Raw genomic sequence first — 16,472 nt, 5'->3', positions numbered from 1 at the left:
GCCGCAATGATCGTGCGGCGAGGTGAGGATTTTTTACTGTGCCGCGTCTTCCTGTTCGTCTAGTTGATAACGGCTCTCTTTAGAGCCACAAGGCGCTCCCCCCTCAAGGATTTTGTCATGACCGCTTCTCCTACTGCAGAACGTCCAGGCCTGCGCTCCCAGCGCCTGAACCAGATCACCAACGAGCCGCACACCAAGCTCGACGCACTGGTCAAGGCGCACGCCCCGTTTGAGACCCAGGCCAACTTCGCCCGCTTCGTGGTGGCGCAGTACCTGTTCCAATCGGAGTTGGTCGCGCTGTACAACGATGCCGAACTGAACCGGATCATCCCGGACCTGGCCGAGCGCTGCCGCGCAGAAGCAGCCAGGCTCGATCTGGGTGACCTCGACACCGACGTACCCGCGCCGGTCGCCGGTGCCGTGAGCAACCCGAGCCAGGCCGAAGCCCTGGGCTGGCTGTTCGTCTCGGAAGGCTCCAAACTGGGCGCTGCCTTCCTGATCAAACGGGCCGTGGGCCTGGGCCTGAGCGAGACCTTCGGCGCGCGCCACCTGGCCGAGCCGGTCGGTGGACGCGCCGAAGGCTGGAAGCGCTTCACCCGCATTCTCGACGGCCTGCCGTTCAGCGCCGAAGAAGAAGCCGCGGTAGAAAAAGGCGCAATCGATGCGTTTGTACGCTTCACCGTATTGCTGGAACAGGCGTACGCTACGGCCCCTGAATTGGCCTGACCTACTGATTGAAATGCAATCAAGTGGGAGGGGGCTTGCCCCCGATGCCGTGTGTCAGCAAAGAATTTATTGACTGATACACCGCTATCGGGGGCAAGCCTCCTCCCACAGTTGGAACGCATTTCACATTGTTTTTCTGTGATAACCCTACCTATGACCGGCAAAACCCAATCCACCTCCAGAATCGCGCAGATCCTCTACGGCCTGCTGGCCTACGTCAGCCTGGGGATCGGCCTGGTGGCGATTGTCATACCGGGTTTGCCCACCACCGAATTCATCCTGCTGGCCGCCTGGGCCGCGACTAAAAGCTCGCCGCGCCTGAGCGCCTGGCTGGAAAACCACCGCCTGTTCGGGCCGATCCTGTTTAACTGGCGCAACGGCAAGATCATCGCGCGTCGGGCCAAAGTCAGCGCCACCGTCAGCATGCTGCTGTGCGCCGTCCTGATGCTGGTGATGCTCGATCACGGCTGGCCGATCTACCTGGCAATCGCCGGCATGGGCCTGGGCAATCTGTGGATCTGGTCTCGCCCCGAGCAGCTTGCACCGCCCGTGTAACAATGCGCGTAGGCGTTTTCCTACCGCTCATCGTCTGTCGCTCATGAATTGATTTGTTAAGCCGATGTTTCAGACATGGCGCCGAATGGACTTGGCTCTGCTGCGCGCATCTCAACAAGTCCATTCGTGAGTGAACCTATGTTCGACACCCTCTCCATCCGCCTGAAAATCGTGCTGCTGTCCGGCCTCTGCCTGGTAGGGGTCATTGCACTGGTGGTCGGCATCAACATCTACAACACCAACCAGAACGATCAACTGGTCAGTGACTCAAGCTCACGCATGCTGACTGCCGGCGTGGAACAGTTGCTGCAAGCCAAGGCGGCCGAACAGGCCGTGCAGTTGCAGAAAACCTTCAACGAAAACCTGCTGGCGGTCACCGCCCTCGCCGACCAGATCAAAGACCTGCGCAACCTCGGGGCCAAGCGTTCCCTGGAAGCCGGCGCCCTGCGCGAAGAACTCAACCAGAGCGTCAAAACCGCTTTCGACCGTAACACCAAGGTGCTGGGCATCTGGCTGTCGTTCGAACCCAACGCACTGGACGGCAAGGACAGCGAGTTCATCGACGACAAGGCCCGCGTCTCCAACGAAAAAGGCCGTTTTTCCAGTTACTGGAGCCGGGCCGGCGGCGAAGGCCTGAACACGGTCATGGTCGAGGCTGACCTGACCAAGACCACCCTCAACCTCAGCGGTACGCCCTACAACATTTGGTACACCTGCCCGCGCGACACGCGCACTACGTGCCTGCTGGACCCGTACGAAGACACCGTGGCCGGCAAGCCCGTGCTGATGACCACCATCTCCCTGCCTTTGATCGTCGATAACAAGGTGATCGGCGTCGTCGGTGTCGATATCGCCCTCAACGCCCTGCAAGCCGACACCGATGCGGCGCAGAAGGGCGTGTTCAACGGCGCCGCACACGTGGAGGTTCTGTCCAGCACCGGGGTGATCGCCGCCTACAGCGGTGAGCCGGCCAAAGTGGGCAAGAACCTGATCGACACGCTTGGCGCCGAGGGCAAAGAGATCGTGCAACTGCTCGCCGATGATCGCCCGATGATCCGCGAACAGGGCGAGACCATTCGTGCCGTATACCCCGTCAAGCCGATTGCCGACGCCAAATCCTGGGGCGTGGTGATCAAGCTGCCCAAATCGGTGATGCTGGCCGATAACGTGAAACTGCAAGCTGTGCTTGACCAAGCCCAGGCGACAGGCACCCTCAAAGCCTTGCTGGTCGCCGCCGCCGCGGCCCTGCTGGGCCTGCTGCTGATCTGGCTGACCGCCACCGGCGTAACGCGTCCGATCAACAGTGTGGCCGCCATGCTCAAGGACATCGCCAGCGGCGACGGCGACCTCACCCAGCGCCTGGCCTATGCCAAAAAAGACGAACTGGGCGAGCTGGTGAACTGGTTCAACCGCTTCCTCGACAAACTGCAACCGACCATCGCGCAGATCAAGCAAAGCATCACCGAGGCGCGCGGCACGGCCGACCAGTCCTCGGCCATCGCGCGCCAGACCAGTGAAGGCATGCAGGTGCAATTTCGCGAGATCGACCAGGTGGCCACCGCGTCCAATGAAATGAGCGCCACCGCCCATGACGTCGCCAACAGCGCCTCCAATGCCGCCAGCGCGGCACGCGGCGCGGATCAGTCGGCGCGCGAAGGCATGTCGATCATCGAGCAAAGCACCCGCGATATCACCTCGCTTGCCCAGGAAGTCAGCAAGGCCGTCGGCGAAGTCGAGGCGTTGGCCGTCAATAGCGAACAGATCGGTTCAGTCCTGGAAGTGATTCGCAGCATTGCCGAACAGACCAACCTGCTGGCGTTGAACGCGGCGATCGAAGCGGCGCGTGCCGGGGAAAGCGGACGCGGTTTTGCGGTGGTGGCCGATGAGGTGCGCAACCTGGCCAAACGCACCCAGGATTCGGTAGAGGAAATTCGTCTGGTGATCGAACGGATCCAGAGCGGCACCCGGGACGTGGTGGCGACCATGCATTCCAGCCAACAACAGGCCCAAAGCAATGCCGGGCAGATCCATCAAGCGGTGCAGGCCCTGGGCAAGATCAGCGACGCCGTGACCGTGATCAGCGACATGAACCTGCAGATCGCCAGCGCCGCCGAAGAGCAGAGCGCGGTGGCCGAAGAGGTCAATCGCAACGTCTCGGCGATCCGCACCGTGACCGAAACCCTCACCGGCCAGGCCACCGAGTCGGCGGCCATCAGCAGCCAGCTCAATGCCCTGGCCAGCCAGCAGATGAAGTTGATGGATCAGTTCAGGGTTTAAGACACACTGCAGGTCCAATATGGGAGGGGGCCTGCCCCCGATGGCAGAGTGTCAGTCACTTATCTGTAGCTGACTTTACCGCTATCGGGGGCAAGCCCCCTCCCACATTTTGACCGCGCACCGCTTAAAGACCGGTCCAGGCCTGGACGAACGCCGCAACATCTTCCTTGGGCGCCGTACGCGGCGGGTTCTGCGGCGTGCCCAGGTACAGGAAGCCGATCACTTCTTCATCTGCGGTCAGCCCCAGCCCTTTGGCCACATGAGCCGAGTAAGACAACTCGCCCGTGCGCCACACCGCGCCGATCCCTTGCGCATAAGCCGCCAACAGAATGCCATGGGCCGCGCAGGCGGCTGCCAGCAATTGTTCGGACTTCGGCACTTTGAAATGCTCCTGCAGGCGGGCGATCACCACCACCACCAGCGGCGCCCGCAACGGGCCGTTCTGGGCCTTGTCGATAGCCGCTTGCGGGGCATCCGCATCCTGCAAACGCGCCGCTTCGGCCAACAGCGTGCCCATGCGCTCACGGGCCGGGCCTTCCACGGTGAGGAAACGCCACGGGCGTAACTGGCCGTGGTCGGGCGCGCGCATGGCGGCGGCGAACAGCACGTCGCGCTGCTCCTGGGTCGGTGCCGGTTCCAGCAAGCGCGGCACGGAAACACGGTTGAGCAAAGCGTCGAGAGCCTGCATTGGCCACCTCCAGAAAAAAATGTGCGGTCATTCTAGCGGAATGCATCGGGATGCCACCAAACGATAATTGCTCTTATTCAAACTGCCCTGCCCTGTTAGACTTTGCCACCGGATTTTTCGCCTTCGTTCAGGAAACTCGATGTTCCGTTCGCTACTACGCCTGTGCGCAGCATTGATGGCCCTGGGCCTGACTGCCTGCGACGACGCCCCAAGGTTTACCCAGGCTGAGCCGGGGGAAGCGCGGGCCGGCGGCGCGGCGACCGTGAACAAGCGCGACCAGAACGCGTTTTCCCTGCCCTCGGCCAATCTGGCGCCTACCCGCCGCCTGGACTTCAGCGTCGGCAACAGTTTCTTTCGCAGCCCCTGGGTGATCGCGCCCTCGACCACCACTGCGCGTGACGGCCTGGGCCCGCTGTTCAATACCAACGCCTGCCAGAACTGTCATATCAAGGACGGCCGGGGCCACCCACCGCTGGCCGATGCGCCCAATGCCGTGTCGATGCTGGTGCGCCTGTCCATCTCCCCCCCAGATGCAGAGCTGGCGCCTTACGCCAAACTCATCGAACAGCTTGGCGTGGTGCCCGAGCCAGTGTACGGCGGCCAACTGCAGGACATGGCCGTGCCGGGCGTGGCACCGGAGGGCAAGGTGCGCGTCGACTACACGCCGGTCAACGTCAGGTTCACGGACGGCACGGTGGTCGAGTTGCGCAAGCCCGCGCTGCAGATCACCCAGCTTGGCTATGGCCCGATGCACCCCGACACCCGCTTTTCTGCGCGCATCGCACCGCCGATGATTGGCCTGGGTTTGCTTGAAGCCATCAGCGACGCCGACATCCTGCGCAACACCGACCCGAAAACCGCCGACAGCGAAGCCATCATCGGCCGGGCGAACCAGGTATGGGATGACGCCGAGCAAAAGACTGTTTTAGGGCGCTTTGGCTGGAAAGCCGGGCAACCCAACCTCAATCAACAAAATGTTCACGCATTTTCGGGTGATATGGGCCTCACCACTTCCCTGAGACCCTTCGATGACTGCACCGACGCCCAGGTGGCCTGCAAACAGGCACCCAACGGCAACGGCCCCGAGGGCGAGCCGGAAGTCAGCGACAACATTCTGCGCCTGGTGCTGTTCTATACGCGTAACCTCGCCGTGCCGCTGCGCCGCGACGTCAACGCGCCACAGGTGCTGGCCGGCAAGAACCTGTTTTACCAGGCCGGTTGCCAGGGCTGTCACAAGCCAACGTTCACCACGGCGGCCAACGCCTCCGAACCCGAACTGGCCAATCAGGTGATCCGCCCCTACAGCGACTTGCTGCTGCACGACATGGGCGAAGGCCTCGCCGACAACCGTACTGAATTCAAGGCCGGTGGCCGCGACTGGCGTACCCCGCCGTTGTGGGGCATCGGCCTGACGCAAACCGTGAGTGGTCACACCCAGTTTCTGCATGACGGCCGCGCCCGCAACCTGCTTGAAGCCGTGCTCTGGCATGGCGGGCAAGCGCAAGCGGCGCAGCAGCATGTGTTGTCGTTCAACGCCGAGCAGCGTGCCGCGTTGCTGGCATTCCTGAATTCTCTATAAGCTTTGCCCCAATTACAGAAGGGAGCTCGACATGTTCCGTCCCAAGTTGTTGTTCACCAGCCTGGCCGCCCTTGCCCTCGGTGCCTGCTCGCCCCAGGACCCGCAAGCGGTGACCTCGGCCGCCATCGCCAAGCAAGTCATCTTGCCGACCTACAGCCGGTGGGTCGAGGCCGACCGTCAGTTGGCCGTCAGCGCCCTCGCCTATTGCCAGGATAAAGAAAGCCTGGACACCGCCCGTGCCGACTTCCTCCACGCGCAAAAAGCCTGGGCCGAGTTGCAACCGCTGCTGATCGGCCCGCTGGCCGAAGGCAACCGCGCCTGGCAGATCCAGTTCTGGCCGGACAAGAAAAACCTGGTGGGTCGTCAGGTCGAGCAACTGGTCAGCGCCCAGCCGCAGATCGATGCGGCCGCCCTCGCCAAATCCAGCGTGGTGGTGCAAGGCCTGTCGGCCTACGAATATATCCTCTACGACGCCAAGCCCGACGTTGCCGACGCGGCCCAGAAAGCCCGTTACTGCCCGCTGTTGATGGCCATCGGCGAACGCCAGAAAGCCCTGGCCGAAGAGATCCTGGCGAGCTGGAACAGCACTGACGGCATGCTTGCGCAGATGACCAAGTTCCCGAACCAGCGTTACGCCGACTCCCACGAAGCCATCGCTGATCTGCTGCGCGTGCAAGTGACCGCCCTGGATACCCTGAAGAAAAAACTCGGCACGCCGATGGGTCGCCAGACCAAGGGCATCCCGCAGCCGTTCCAGGCCGATGCATGGCGCAGCCAGTCGTCCCTGCAAAGCCTGGAAGCCAGCCTCGCGGCGGCCCAGACCGTGTGGGTGGGCGTTGACAACAAAGGCCTGCGCGGGCTGTTGCCGGCCGATCAGAAAGCCCTGGCCGACAAGATCGACGCCGCCTATGCCGCGTCTCTCAAACTGTTTGCCAGCAACCAGCGTACCCTCAACGAACTGTTGAACGACGACGCCGGGCGCCAGCAGCTCAACGACCTCTACGACAGCCTCAACGTGGTCCATCGCCTGCACGAAGGCGAGCTGGCCAAGGCGCTGGGCATCCAGCTGGGCTTCAACGCCAACGACGGTGACTGATGATGCTCAGGCGACAGGCTTTGGCGGTTGGCAGCGCACTGCTCAGCGCACTCACCTTGGGCGGCTGGACGCTGTTCAAGCACAAGGACAAGAGCCCGCTGCTGCTGTCGGCGCGCGATGACGCAGACGGCAGGCACTACGCCGTCGGTTATCGCCTGGACGGCAAGCAGGTGTTCGCCACCCAGGTCGGCCAGCGCTGCCACGACATCATCAACCACCCGACGCTGCCGATTGCGTTGTTTGTCGCCCGCCGCCCGGGCACCGAGAGCTACCTGATCGACCTGCGTGACGGCGCGCTCCTGCAAACCATCACCTCGAACGCCAATCGCCACTTCTATGGCCACGCGGTGATCCACAAGAGCGGCGACTGGCTGTATGCCACCGAGAACGACACCTCCGACCCCGGCCGTGGCCTGTTGGGTGTGTATAAGTTCGAAGGCGAGCGGCTGGTGCACAGCGGCGAGATCTCCACCCACGGCATCGGCCCGCACCAGGTGTCCTGGATGCCCGATGGCGAAACCCTGGTGGTGGCCAACGGCGGCATCCGCACCGAAGCCGAAAGCCGCGTGGAGATGAACCTCAACGCCATGGAGCCGAGCCTGGTGCTGATGCACCGCGACGGCAGCCTGATCAGCAAGGAAACCCTGGGCCAGCAGATGAACAGCGTGCGCCACATGGGGATCGCCAGCGATGGCACCATCCTCACCGGGCAACAGTTCATGGGACCGTCACAGGAGCATTCCGAATTGCTCGCCATCAAGCGTCCGGGTCAGCCTTTCGTGGCGTTCCCGGTGGCCGATGAACAATGGCAGGCAATGGGGCACTACACCGCCAGTGTTGCGGTACACAGCGAGCTGCGGCTGGTGGCGCTGACGGCGCCGCGGGGTAATCGCTTCTTTATCTGGGACATGGACAATGGCGAGTTGCGCCTGGACGGCCCGCTGCCCGATTGCGCCGGAGTGGGCGCGGTGGCGGACGGGTTTGTCGTGACCTCGGGCCAGGGGCGCTGCCGCCTCTACGATTGCCGCCAGAAACAGCCAGTAGCGACGCCGCTGACCTTGCCCGCAGGGTTGTGGGATAACCACCTGCATCTGATGACGTAACCTCCCGCTTAGATCTCAACGCTCCTGGGCTGACACCCAGGAGCCTATTCGCCGACAGCTGCTTGGCACATTCCCCCACACAATCTGTAGAACTGTCTCTCAATCGCCTTCCAGTATTCTCACAACAACTTGCGAAACGACTACTTATCCCCGTCCTTGTCCTGATCAAGACTGCGGCGCTCCGTGCCGCGCCGCTTGCTCTTGCGTGCTCGCGCGCCGTTCACAATCTGCACACGTCTCACAAGGACCCCACTATGACCATGCCGGCCCGCCGGATGATTATCATGCTCAGCCTCGTTCTTTCAGTCGTCCTGATGCTTGCCGGCTACAAGACGTACTGGATTTATCAGCAGTTGCAGCTTTTGCATGGGCCCAAACCACCGGTCAGCGTGGCGACGTCCAATGCCTTTGAAATACCCTGGCAGCGCCAAATGCCGGCGGCGGGCACGCTCAAGGCATTGCAAGGTATCGACCTGAGCACTGAGGTGCCCGGCGTTGTGACACAGCTGCACTTTGAGTCCGGGCAAATGGTCGAAGCTGGACAGCCCTTGCTGCAGCTTGAGCACCAGACCGAGCAGGCCGAGCTGGACGTGGCAAAGGCCGACCAACGCCTGGCCCGTCAGAACTTCGAGCGCGGCCAGAAACTGGTGGAGATCAGCGCCATCTCCAAAGGCGAATTCGATCGGCTCGGCGCTGAATTCAATCGAAACACTGCCGTCGTTGCACAGCGCACTACAGCGCTGGAAAAGAAGCACATCGTTGCCCCCTTCACCGGCACCATTGGCATCCGCCAGGTCAATGTGGGCGATTACCTGCAAAGTACCCAGGTCATCGCCAGCTTGCAGGACAGACGCCAGCTTTATGTTGACTTTTATGTGCCCGAGCAAGCCGTTCAGCTGATCAGGATCGGGCAGTCGGTTCAGGTTGAAGTCTCGGCACGCCCCGGCAACTTCAGCCTCGCCAAGGTGAGCGCCATCAACCCGATCGTCGATGACAGCACGCGAAACGTGCTGGTACGTGCGACGCTGCCCAACCCTCGCGACGATCTGCTACCGGGAATGTTCGCCAATCTACGGGTGCTGCTGGACGAACCGACGGCACAAACCGTCATCCAGGAAAGTGCGATCGCCTTCAGCCCCTATGGTCAGTACGTTTTCGTAATAACACCTGATAACAACGGTGAGCCGCAGACCGCCGATGCCAGCGATACGCCGCCACTGATCGCCGAGCAACGCCTGATCGAAACGGGTGAGCGTCGCCATGGCCTGGTGGTGGTTTCCAAGGGGCTGAACAAGGGCGAACAGGTGGTCACTGCCGGCCAGCTCAAACTGAAACACGGCACCCCTGTGCGCATCAGTATCGACCGAAGCCAGGCGGATGGGCCGCGGCCGATGCCTGATCGGGAGGGCACGCAATGACCTTCACCGACCTGTTCATTCGTCGCCCGGTACTGGCGGTGGTCGTCAGCCTGCTGATCGTGCTGCTTGGATGCCAGGCTTACAAGAAACTGCAACTGCGCCAGTTTCCACAAATGGAAAACGCGCTGATCACGGTCACCACGGTCGCCCCGGGCCTGAGTGCGCAAACCATCCAGAGTTACATCACCCAACCCTTGCAACAAAGCCTGGCCAGCGCGCAAGGCATCGACTATATGACGTCGTCCAGTCGTCAGAATATATCGATCATCTCCATCTATAGTCGGGTCGGCGCCGACAGCAACCGCTTGTTTACCGAACTGCTGGCCAAGTCCAATGAAGTCAGAAACCAGTTGCCCAGTGGCATCGAAGAACCGGTACTGAGCAAGGTTGCAGTGGATAGCACTGCGCTGATGTACCTGAGTTTTTCCAGCAACACCATGAACAATGCGCAGATCACCGACTATCTGCAGCGGGTCGTCCAGCCTCGGCTGGTGACACTGCCGGGCATGGCGCAAGCGCAGATTATCGGCAGTCAGAACTTCGCCATGCGCCTGTGGCTCGACCCGATAAAACTCGCGGGGTTTGGCCTGAGCGCCAGTGACGTAACCCAGGCCATCAGGCGCTACAACGTACAACCTGTCGCGGGGGACCTGACCGGCGAATATGTCGTCACCAGCGCGACCACCAACACCGAACTCCAATCGGCCGAGGGATTCAGTGCGATCCCGGTGAAAACCGACGGCGACAACCAGGTACGTCTGGGAGACGTGGCGCGCGTGGAATTGGGCTCGCGAAATTACGACAGTTTCAGCACGTTCAACGGTATCCCGGCGGTTTATATCAGCATTCAAGCCACGCCCGATGCCAACCCACTGGAGTTGGGCAAGCGCGTCCGCCAATTGATGCCCCAATTGCAGACGCAGGTGCCACCCGACCTGCACACGGATATTGCTTACGATTCGACGCTGTATATCAACGCTTCGATCGACCAGGTGCTGTCCAGCCTGCTCGAAGCCGTACTGATTGTGGTGTTGGTGGTGTTTTTGTTCCTGGGTTCCTTACGCTCAGTGATCATTCCAGTCATCACCATTCCACTGTCGCTGCTAGGCACGTTGTTCCTCATGCAACTGCTGGGCTATTCCATCAACGTGCTGACGCTGCTGGCCATGGTCCTGGCTATCGGCCTGGTGGTCGACGACGCCATCGTGATGATGGAAAACATTCACCGGCACATCGAAAAAGGCAAATCCCCGCTTGAAGCCGCGATCAAGGGGGCAAGAGAGGTCTGCATTCCGGTGGTGTCCATGACCATCACGCTGGCCGCGGTTTTTGCACCCATTGGCTTCATGCAGGGCTTGACCGGGGCGTTGTTCAAGGAGTTTGCCCTGACACTGGCTGGCGCTGTAGTGATTTCCGGGATCGTGGCGTTGACGCTGTCACCGATGATGTGCGCCATTTTGCTGCTGCCTGAAGAACAGCCAAAGGGCCTGTCGCGGGTTCTGGAGCGCTTCTTCAATGCCTTGAAAAAACGCTATCAGCGCCGCCTGCGCCAGATCATGCAAGCGCAGTCGGTGGTAATGGTTTTCGCCTCGCTGGTGCTCTGCCTGATCCCGGCCATGCTCACGTTCACCCTCTCGGAATTGGCGCCCGACGAGGACAAAGGCCTGATTTTCATCCTGTCCAATGCCCCCCAGGCAACAAACCTGGCCTACCTGAACCGCTACACCCAGGACTTTATCGAACCGTTCAAAACCCTGCCCGAATACCAGGCATCCTTCCAGATCAATGGGCTGGATGGCGTACATTCAGGCGTCGGCGGCTTCCTGCTCAAAACCTGGGGGGAACGTGAGCGCACACAGATGCAAGTGCTGGAGCCACTGCGCGAAAAACTCGACAACAACCCCGGCCTGCAAGTTTTCGCATTCAACTTGCCCTCCCTGCCGGGTACCGGTGAAGGCCTGCCCTTTGGCTTTGTCATCAGTTCCCAGCAGGACCACAGTTCGATGATGAGCGTAGCCGAGCGCATCAAACAACGCGCGATCGACTCGGGAAAGTTTGCCTACGTGGATATCGACCTGGCATTCGACCGCCCTGAAGTCATGGTCGAAATTGACCGGACCAAGGCCGCCCAGATGGGCGTATCCATGGAGGATCTGGACCTGACCCTGACCACCCTCCTGGCTGAAGCGGAAATCAATCGATTCAGTATCGACGGTCATCTCTACAAAGTGATTGCGCAAGTCGAGCGCGACTACCGAGACAACCCCGACTGGCTGAACCAGTACGCGGTAAAAAACGCCAAGGGCCAATTATTACCCTTGTCGACGCTGGTCACCGTGTCCAGCCCTCAGGTTCGGCCACAGCGGTTGAATCAGTTCCAGCAGCTCAATTCAGTCACGGTATCGGCGTTTCCAATCGTCGGCATGAGCAACGCATTGCAGACCTTGCAAAACATCGCACAGGAGGAAGCGCCAGCGGATTACACCTTCGATTACCGCAACGCTACACGCCAGTTTGTGCAGGAGGGCAATGCGCTATGGGGCACGTTCGGCCTGGCACTTGCCATCATCGCGCTGGTGTTGGCGGCGCAGTTTGAAAGCCTGCGTGATTCCCTGGTGATACTGGTGACGGTGCCGCTGTCGATAGGCGGCGCATTGATCGCGCTGTTTCTGGGGTGGTCCACCCTGAATATCTACACGCAGATCGGCCTGGTCACGTTAATCGGTTTGATCAGCAAACACGGGATTCTGATCGTCGAGTTCGCCAATCAACTGCGCAAGCAACAAGGCCTGTCCGCGCGGGCTGCGGTCGAGCAAGCTGCCGCGATCCGTCTGCGGCCGATTCTGATGACCACGCTGGCCACCGTCATGGGTGTCGTGCCGTTGATTTTCTCCAGCGGCGCGGGCGCGGTCAGTCGGTTCGATATCGGCATGGTGATCGCCACCGGCATGTCGATCGGTACCTTGTTCACCCTATTCGTCCTGCCCACGGTGTACACGACACTGACCAAAGCGGACAACACCACCAGGGCACTGACCCGATAGCGCAAAAAAAAGGCCTCGCATCGCGAGGCCTTTTCCGGGGGTTTCAATCGTTTCAACTCTGCGGCCTCATCGCTTGAGACATCCCGAACATGAATAACAGCAACTCATGATCGGGTTTGGCCGCCACACTGACCTTGGCCACACGTGGCAGCAGGCATTGCCCACCGCCTTGGGGCGCACTGAGTACCTGTGTGCGAGGCTGTTCCCAGGCAGCCAGGGCCAGGGCTGTAACCCCTAGCGCCCCGACCAGGAACAAACCTCGTGCTATTTCTAGCTTCATCTGGTTAAACCCTTGATAGCGCTGCCAAACGCCGTCTCGTAAAAGTAGCTGAGTTTTTTCCAGTCGGTATCATTCCACGACGAATGGCGGCGCAATTGCAGCATGTCATGGGAGGCGGCTCGATAAGCGGTCAAACGCTGGCGACATTTTTCAAAGTCCAGCAGTGCCACTTCAACGTTCACCGCATCGCCCTCGCCGGTTACCCGGACGAAGATGTGCTTGATGTACAGGCAACCATGCTGCCAGCGGCCTTTGTGCATACGCGCCAGGGTAGCGGCCAATTCCTCGAGCAAGCGCTCGTGGACCGCCTCACCATATTGCTCACGGCCACCGGCGGCGTACCAGTTTTCGATTTCATCGAAACCGTCCAGCGAAGCGGTGACCAGCAATGCTTTCCACTGATGCTCGGGGTCGCGTCGCGCCTCGCAGAACACCAACTCCGGCACCCGTACATCCAGCAAGCGCAGGCCCTTGAGGGCATCACGCTCACGCAACACGGTCGGACGTCCAAACGGATGCAACCAACTGCGGTAGATATGACCCGTCTGGCGTTTGCAATAGAGCAATCGCCCGTTGGGACTGATCACCCGCTGTACGCCACTTTCACCGCCACGCCGACGGTTGGGCTCTTCCACCCACTCACCCTGCTGACGCCAGAAAAAATCAAATCGTTCTTCGGGAGCTATATGACTGCCGACTACGCACTCAACTGCCATCCTGTTACCTCTTACGCAATACATAGACTCGCCACATGGCGTAGAGCGGCATGAAGTCCAGGGATTCCTGAACTCGGAAACCGGCCTGCTCGAATTCTGCCTCGACAGTAGCAGCCGGTAACACAAACCGGTTTTGGTAACCTTCCTGCTCACCTTTCTTACGACGCCGCACCTCGGCGCGCCTACGCTTCCAGGCCTTGAAATTGCCATCCACCCACAGCGAGATAATCACGCTGTCACGGCTAACCCGCTGAAACTCCCGAAGTATTGTCATCCTGTGCGCCGGGTCACCGATGTGGTGCATCAAGCGCATGCAGAAAATACTGTCGACCGAGTTGTCTGGCAAATCGATATCAAAGGCGGAAGTCTGCAAAGGGCGTACCCGTTTTACCACTTCCGCCGGCTGGGCCGCCGTGGCGACCTTCAGCATCGACGCCGAATTGTCGGCCCCGATGATCACACGATTGGGTTTCTCGGCCAGCAATGGCCAAAAGCGTCCGGCACCACACGGCAAGTCCAACACCAGGCCCGGCTCACCGGCCATGGCCAGCGCACCACGCGCCAGTTGCTCATCGCGCTTGTGGGACAACCGGCGAGCCAGATTGTCCCGATGCTTGAGCAGGTATTGCCGCGCGTGTTGATCGTCGTACTTTTCTGAAAATTCCAACTTGATCGGGGAAGGCATCTTGAGTCTCCGGTAACTGATGCCTACAACCCTAAGCAGCGAACTGTGATCAACAGGTCAACTCGTTGTGAAAAACTTGTCCTGTCCAATCCCATACATTTCAAGACTTTACAGAAACATTCAGTAGCATCGGGCCATCTTCGCCGAAAAGCAGGCGTCGTGCAGCAGCAAATTGACAGACTGAACGGTCAGGTTCTGACTTGACCCAGTTCCACATGAAAACGGCAGCCATTGGGCTCCATGGTGCTCAGGGTGACGCTCCAGCCCTGGCTTTCACAGATACGCTGCACCAGTGACAAGCCCAACCCCAGACCCTCGCCGCGCTTCTCGCTGCCACGCACGAACGGCTCGAACATCGCTTCGCGCTTGTCTTCAGGAATGCCCACACCCGTGTCCTCCACCACAAAGCCGCTGGGCTCCAGGGTCAGGCGGATAAACCCTTGCTCGGTGTAATGCAGTGCATTGCGCAACAGATTGCCCATCACCGCATGCAGGAACGTCGTGTTGTAGCGTGTCTCCAGCGGGGTACCTGGGCAGTAGATCAACTCAAGGCCTTTTTGCTCGATGGGCCCGCGCCAGATTCCGAGCAGGTCCTCGGCAACCTGGGTCAGGTTGACCTGGGCCGACATGGCGGCATCGTCATGCTTGGCGCGGGCCAGCATCAGAAAAGTCTGCACCAGTTCGCGCATCTCTTCACAGGCCCGGGCGATGCGCTGGACCTGATTACGCCCGCGCTGATCGATCGCCGGATTCTCCAGCAGCAATTCGCAGGAACTGGCCAACACCATCAAGGGTGTACGCAGTTCATGGCTCACATCGCTGGTAAACAACTGTTCGCGAGACAGCGCCTGGCGCAAGCGACCCAGGGTGGCGTCGAACGCCACCGCCAATTCGCCCACTTCGTCGGCCGCATAATCCGGCGCCAACGGTGGCGCAAGTCCAAGCAACTGGTCGCGATGGCGCACCTGGCGGGCCAGGCGCACCACCGGCGCCATCACCTTGCGCGCCAGCACCCAACCCAGGAACACCGCCAGTGCCAGGCTGAGCACAAAGCCCACCAGCACCACGGCAAACAGCACACGCTCGCGCTCTTCGAAATCGCTTTGGTCCTGCAGCAGCACATAACGCCGGCCATCGATCACTTCGACCATGGCATGGTAGGACAGCGACTCGCGAAACACCTCATGAAAGCCCGGGTCCAGATGCCGCAAATCCTTGGGCAGCTCGAAATCGCCGGGGCCGCCGCTGAAATAGAACAACTGGTCAGGCTCGGGCCGATGTCGCCAGTCTTCCATGCTGTCCATCAACAGCAGACGTTGCAGGTCGCCGCCCAGGCCTGCCGAAATCAACTTCTCTTCCACCAGGTGCACGGTCGCGACAATGCCCATGGCGAAGGCCCCCGCCACCAACGCACTCATCAAGGCAAAGGCGATGATGATCCGCTGGGCAAGGCTTTGCTTAAACTCCATCACGGCCCTCGGCCAGGCGATAGCCCACACCGTGTACCGTTTGCAGCAACGGCTTGGCGAAAGGTTTGTCGATCACTTGGCGCAGTTGGTGAACGTGACTGCGCAGGCTGTCGCTGTCCGGGCAATCGTCGCCCCACAAGGCTTCTTCGAGGATTTCCCGACGCAATACGTGCGGGCTTTTCTGCATCAGCACCGCCAGCAACTTCAGGCCGACCGGGTTGAGTTTCAGCAGGCGCCCTTCTCGGGTCACCTCCAGCGTATCCAGGTCATAATTCAGGTCGCCCACTTGCAGGGCACGACGCCCGCCACCTTGGGCACGGCGCAACACCGCTTCGATACGGGCGGCCAGCTCCGACAAGGCGAACGGCTTGAGCAGGTAGTCATCGGCGCCGGACTTGAAGCCCTGCAGCCGGTCGTCCAACTGGTCACGGGCAGTCAGCATGATCACCGGCGTGTCGCGGCGCGCATCTTCGCGCAGGCGTTTGCACAGGGTGTAGCCATCGATGCCAGGCAGCATGATGTCGAGCACGATCAAGTCGTAGTGCTCGGTGGCCGCCAGGTGCAGGCCCGACAGACCGTCCTGCGCACAATCCACTGTGTAGCCTTTGAGCCCCAGGTAATCGGCCAGGTTGGCCAGAATATCGCGGTTGTCTTCAACCAATAAAATTCGCATGGGCAGTGCTCCGTACGCGGTAACAGCCGTGTTGGCTCGCGCAGCTTAAGGCCAAGTGTCGCTCAGGGATAGACCTGCACAGGTCATCGATATAGGTTTTCAACCGATATTTATATTGAACGAGATTTTCACTATAACTTCACAGACTCGCTACGCCAGTGCG

Annotated in this window: 14 protein-coding genes and 1 pseudogene; 9 read left to right on the top strand and 6 right to left on the bottom strand. The window is 60.6% G+C overall.

Translation table 11 applies throughout. The annotated features are described in order from the left end of the window. Nucleotides 1–117 precede the first annotated feature (117 nt). The 4 genes and pseudogenes from BFQ04_RS14000 (at nucleotide 118) to BFQ04_RS30425 (ending at nucleotide 3,558) form a co-directional block, all read left to right on the top strand. Complete coding sequence (locus BFQ04_RS14000) at nucleotides 118–726, top strand: biliverdin-producing heme oxygenase (protein WP_065951330.1); 609 nt, start codon at nucleotides 118–120, stop codon at nucleotides 724–726. Between the two features lie 153 nt (nucleotides 727–879). Next, nucleotides 880–1,281: a YbaN family protein gene (locus BFQ04_RS13995; protein ID WP_065951329.1), complete on the top strand. Its 402-nt coding sequence runs from the start codon at nucleotides 880–882 to the stop codon at nucleotides 1,279–1,281. A gap of 75 nt (nucleotides 1,282–1,356) precedes the next feature. Beyond that, nucleotides 1,357–2,700: pseudogene (locus BFQ04_RS30430) on the top strand (HAMP domain-containing protein); the annotation flags it as partial. 102 nt (nucleotides 2,701–2,802) lie between these two features. Next, entirely contained in the window at nucleotides 2,803–3,558 is a 756-nt protein-coding gene (locus BFQ04_RS30425; protein WP_371914504.1) for a methyl-accepting chemotaxis protein, read from the top strand. A gap of 124 nt (nucleotides 3,559–3,682) precedes the next feature. Here BFQ04_RS30425 and BFQ04_RS13985 read toward each other — a convergent pair whose 3' ends face one another. Beyond that, nucleotides 3,683–4,246 carry an NAD(P)H nitroreductase gene (locus tag BFQ04_RS13985; protein WP_065951327.1) on the bottom strand — a complete coding sequence of 188 codons (564 nt, stop codon included), beginning with the start codon at nucleotides 4,244–4,246 and terminating at the stop codon, nucleotides 3,683–3,685. A gap of 139 nt (nucleotides 4,247–4,385) precedes the next feature. Between BFQ04_RS13985 and BFQ04_RS13980 the strand changes: the two genes are divergently transcribed. The 5 genes from BFQ04_RS13980 to BFQ04_RS13960 all read left to right on the top strand — a co-directional run bounded on the left by BFQ04_RS13980 (nucleotide 4,386) and on the right by BFQ04_RS13960 (nucleotide 12,486). Beyond that, nucleotides 4,386–5,825 (top strand): di-heme oxidoreductase family protein, encoded by a 1,440-nt coding sequence (locus BFQ04_RS13980; RefSeq protein WP_065951326.1) that lies wholly within the window; start codon nucleotides 4,386–4,388, stop codon nucleotides 5,823–5,825. A gap of 31 nt (nucleotides 5,826–5,856) precedes the next feature. Beyond that, complete coding sequence (locus BFQ04_RS13975; protein ID WP_065951325.1) at nucleotides 5,857–6,921, top strand: imelysin family protein; 1,065 nt, start codon at nucleotides 5,857–5,859, stop codon at nucleotides 6,919–6,921. A 2-nt stretch (nucleotides 6,922–6,923) separates the two neighbouring features. Next, nucleotides 6,924–8,024, top strand: coding sequence for a DUF1513 domain-containing protein (locus tag BFQ04_RS13970; protein WP_065951352.1), 1,101 nt, complete (start codon nucleotides 6,924–6,926; stop codon nucleotides 8,022–8,024). Nucleotides 8,025–8,284: 260 nt separating this feature from the next. After that, nucleotides 8,285–9,442: an efflux RND transporter periplasmic adaptor subunit gene (locus BFQ04_RS13965; protein ID WP_065951351.1), complete on the top strand. Its 1,158-nt coding sequence runs from the start codon at nucleotides 8,285–8,287 to the stop codon at nucleotides 9,440–9,442. Then, nucleotides 9,439–12,486, top strand: a complete 3,048-nt coding sequence (locus BFQ04_RS13960) for a multidrug efflux RND transporter permease subunit (protein ID WP_065951324.1) — start codon at nucleotides 9,439–9,441, stop codon at nucleotides 12,484–12,486. The genes BFQ04_RS13965 and BFQ04_RS13960 overlap by 4 nt, the downstream gene beginning before the upstream one ends. A gap of 52 nt (nucleotides 12,487–12,538) precedes the next feature. Here the strand turns inward: BFQ04_RS13960 and BFQ04_RS13955 are convergent, their stop codons facing one another. The 5 genes from BFQ04_RS13955 to colR form a co-directional block, all read right to left on the bottom strand. Further along, nucleotides 12,539–12,766 carry a hypothetical protein gene (locus BFQ04_RS13955; RefSeq protein WP_065951323.1) on the bottom strand — a complete coding sequence of 76 codons (228 nt, stop codon included), beginning with the start codon at nucleotides 12,764–12,766 and terminating at the stop codon, nucleotides 12,539–12,541. Beyond that, nucleotides 12,763–13,482 (bottom strand): lipopolysaccharide kinase InaA family protein, encoded by a 720-nt coding sequence (locus BFQ04_RS13950; RefSeq protein ID WP_065951322.1) that lies wholly within the window; start codon nucleotides 13,480–13,482, stop codon nucleotides 12,763–12,765. The genes BFQ04_RS13955 and BFQ04_RS13950 overlap by 4 nt, the downstream gene beginning before the upstream one ends. Before the next feature lie 4 nt (nucleotides 13,483–13,486). Further along, nucleotides 13,487–14,167: a class I SAM-dependent methyltransferase gene (locus BFQ04_RS13945; RefSeq protein ID WP_065951321.1), complete on the bottom strand. Its 681-nt coding sequence runs from the start codon at nucleotides 14,165–14,167 to the stop codon at nucleotides 13,487–13,489. A gap of 188 nt (nucleotides 14,168–14,355) precedes the next feature. Then, on the bottom strand, nucleotides 14,356–15,636 hold the full coding sequence (locus BFQ04_RS13940; protein WP_065951320.1) for a sensor histidine kinase: 1,281 nt from the start codon (nucleotides 15,634–15,636) through the stop codon (nucleotides 14,356–14,358). Next, on the bottom strand, nucleotides 15,626–16,309 hold the full coding sequence (colR, locus tag BFQ04_RS13935; RefSeq protein ID WP_003208587.1) for a two-component system response regulator ColR: 684 nt from the start codon (nucleotides 16,307–16,309) through the stop codon (nucleotides 15,626–15,628). The genes BFQ04_RS13940 and colR overlap by 11 nt, the downstream gene beginning before the upstream one ends. Nucleotides 16,310–16,472 lie beyond the last annotated feature (163 nt).

The organism is Pseudomonas sp. 37 R 15 (assembly GCF_900004865.1).
GTDB classification, from domain to species: domain Bacteria; phylum Pseudomonadota; class Gammaproteobacteria; order Pseudomonadales; family Pseudomonadaceae; genus Aquipseudomonas; species Aquipseudomonas fluorescens_AM.
The sequence above is the reverse complement of the archived record's forward strand: the minus strand, read 5'-3'. Positions and strand labels throughout refer to the sequence as shown.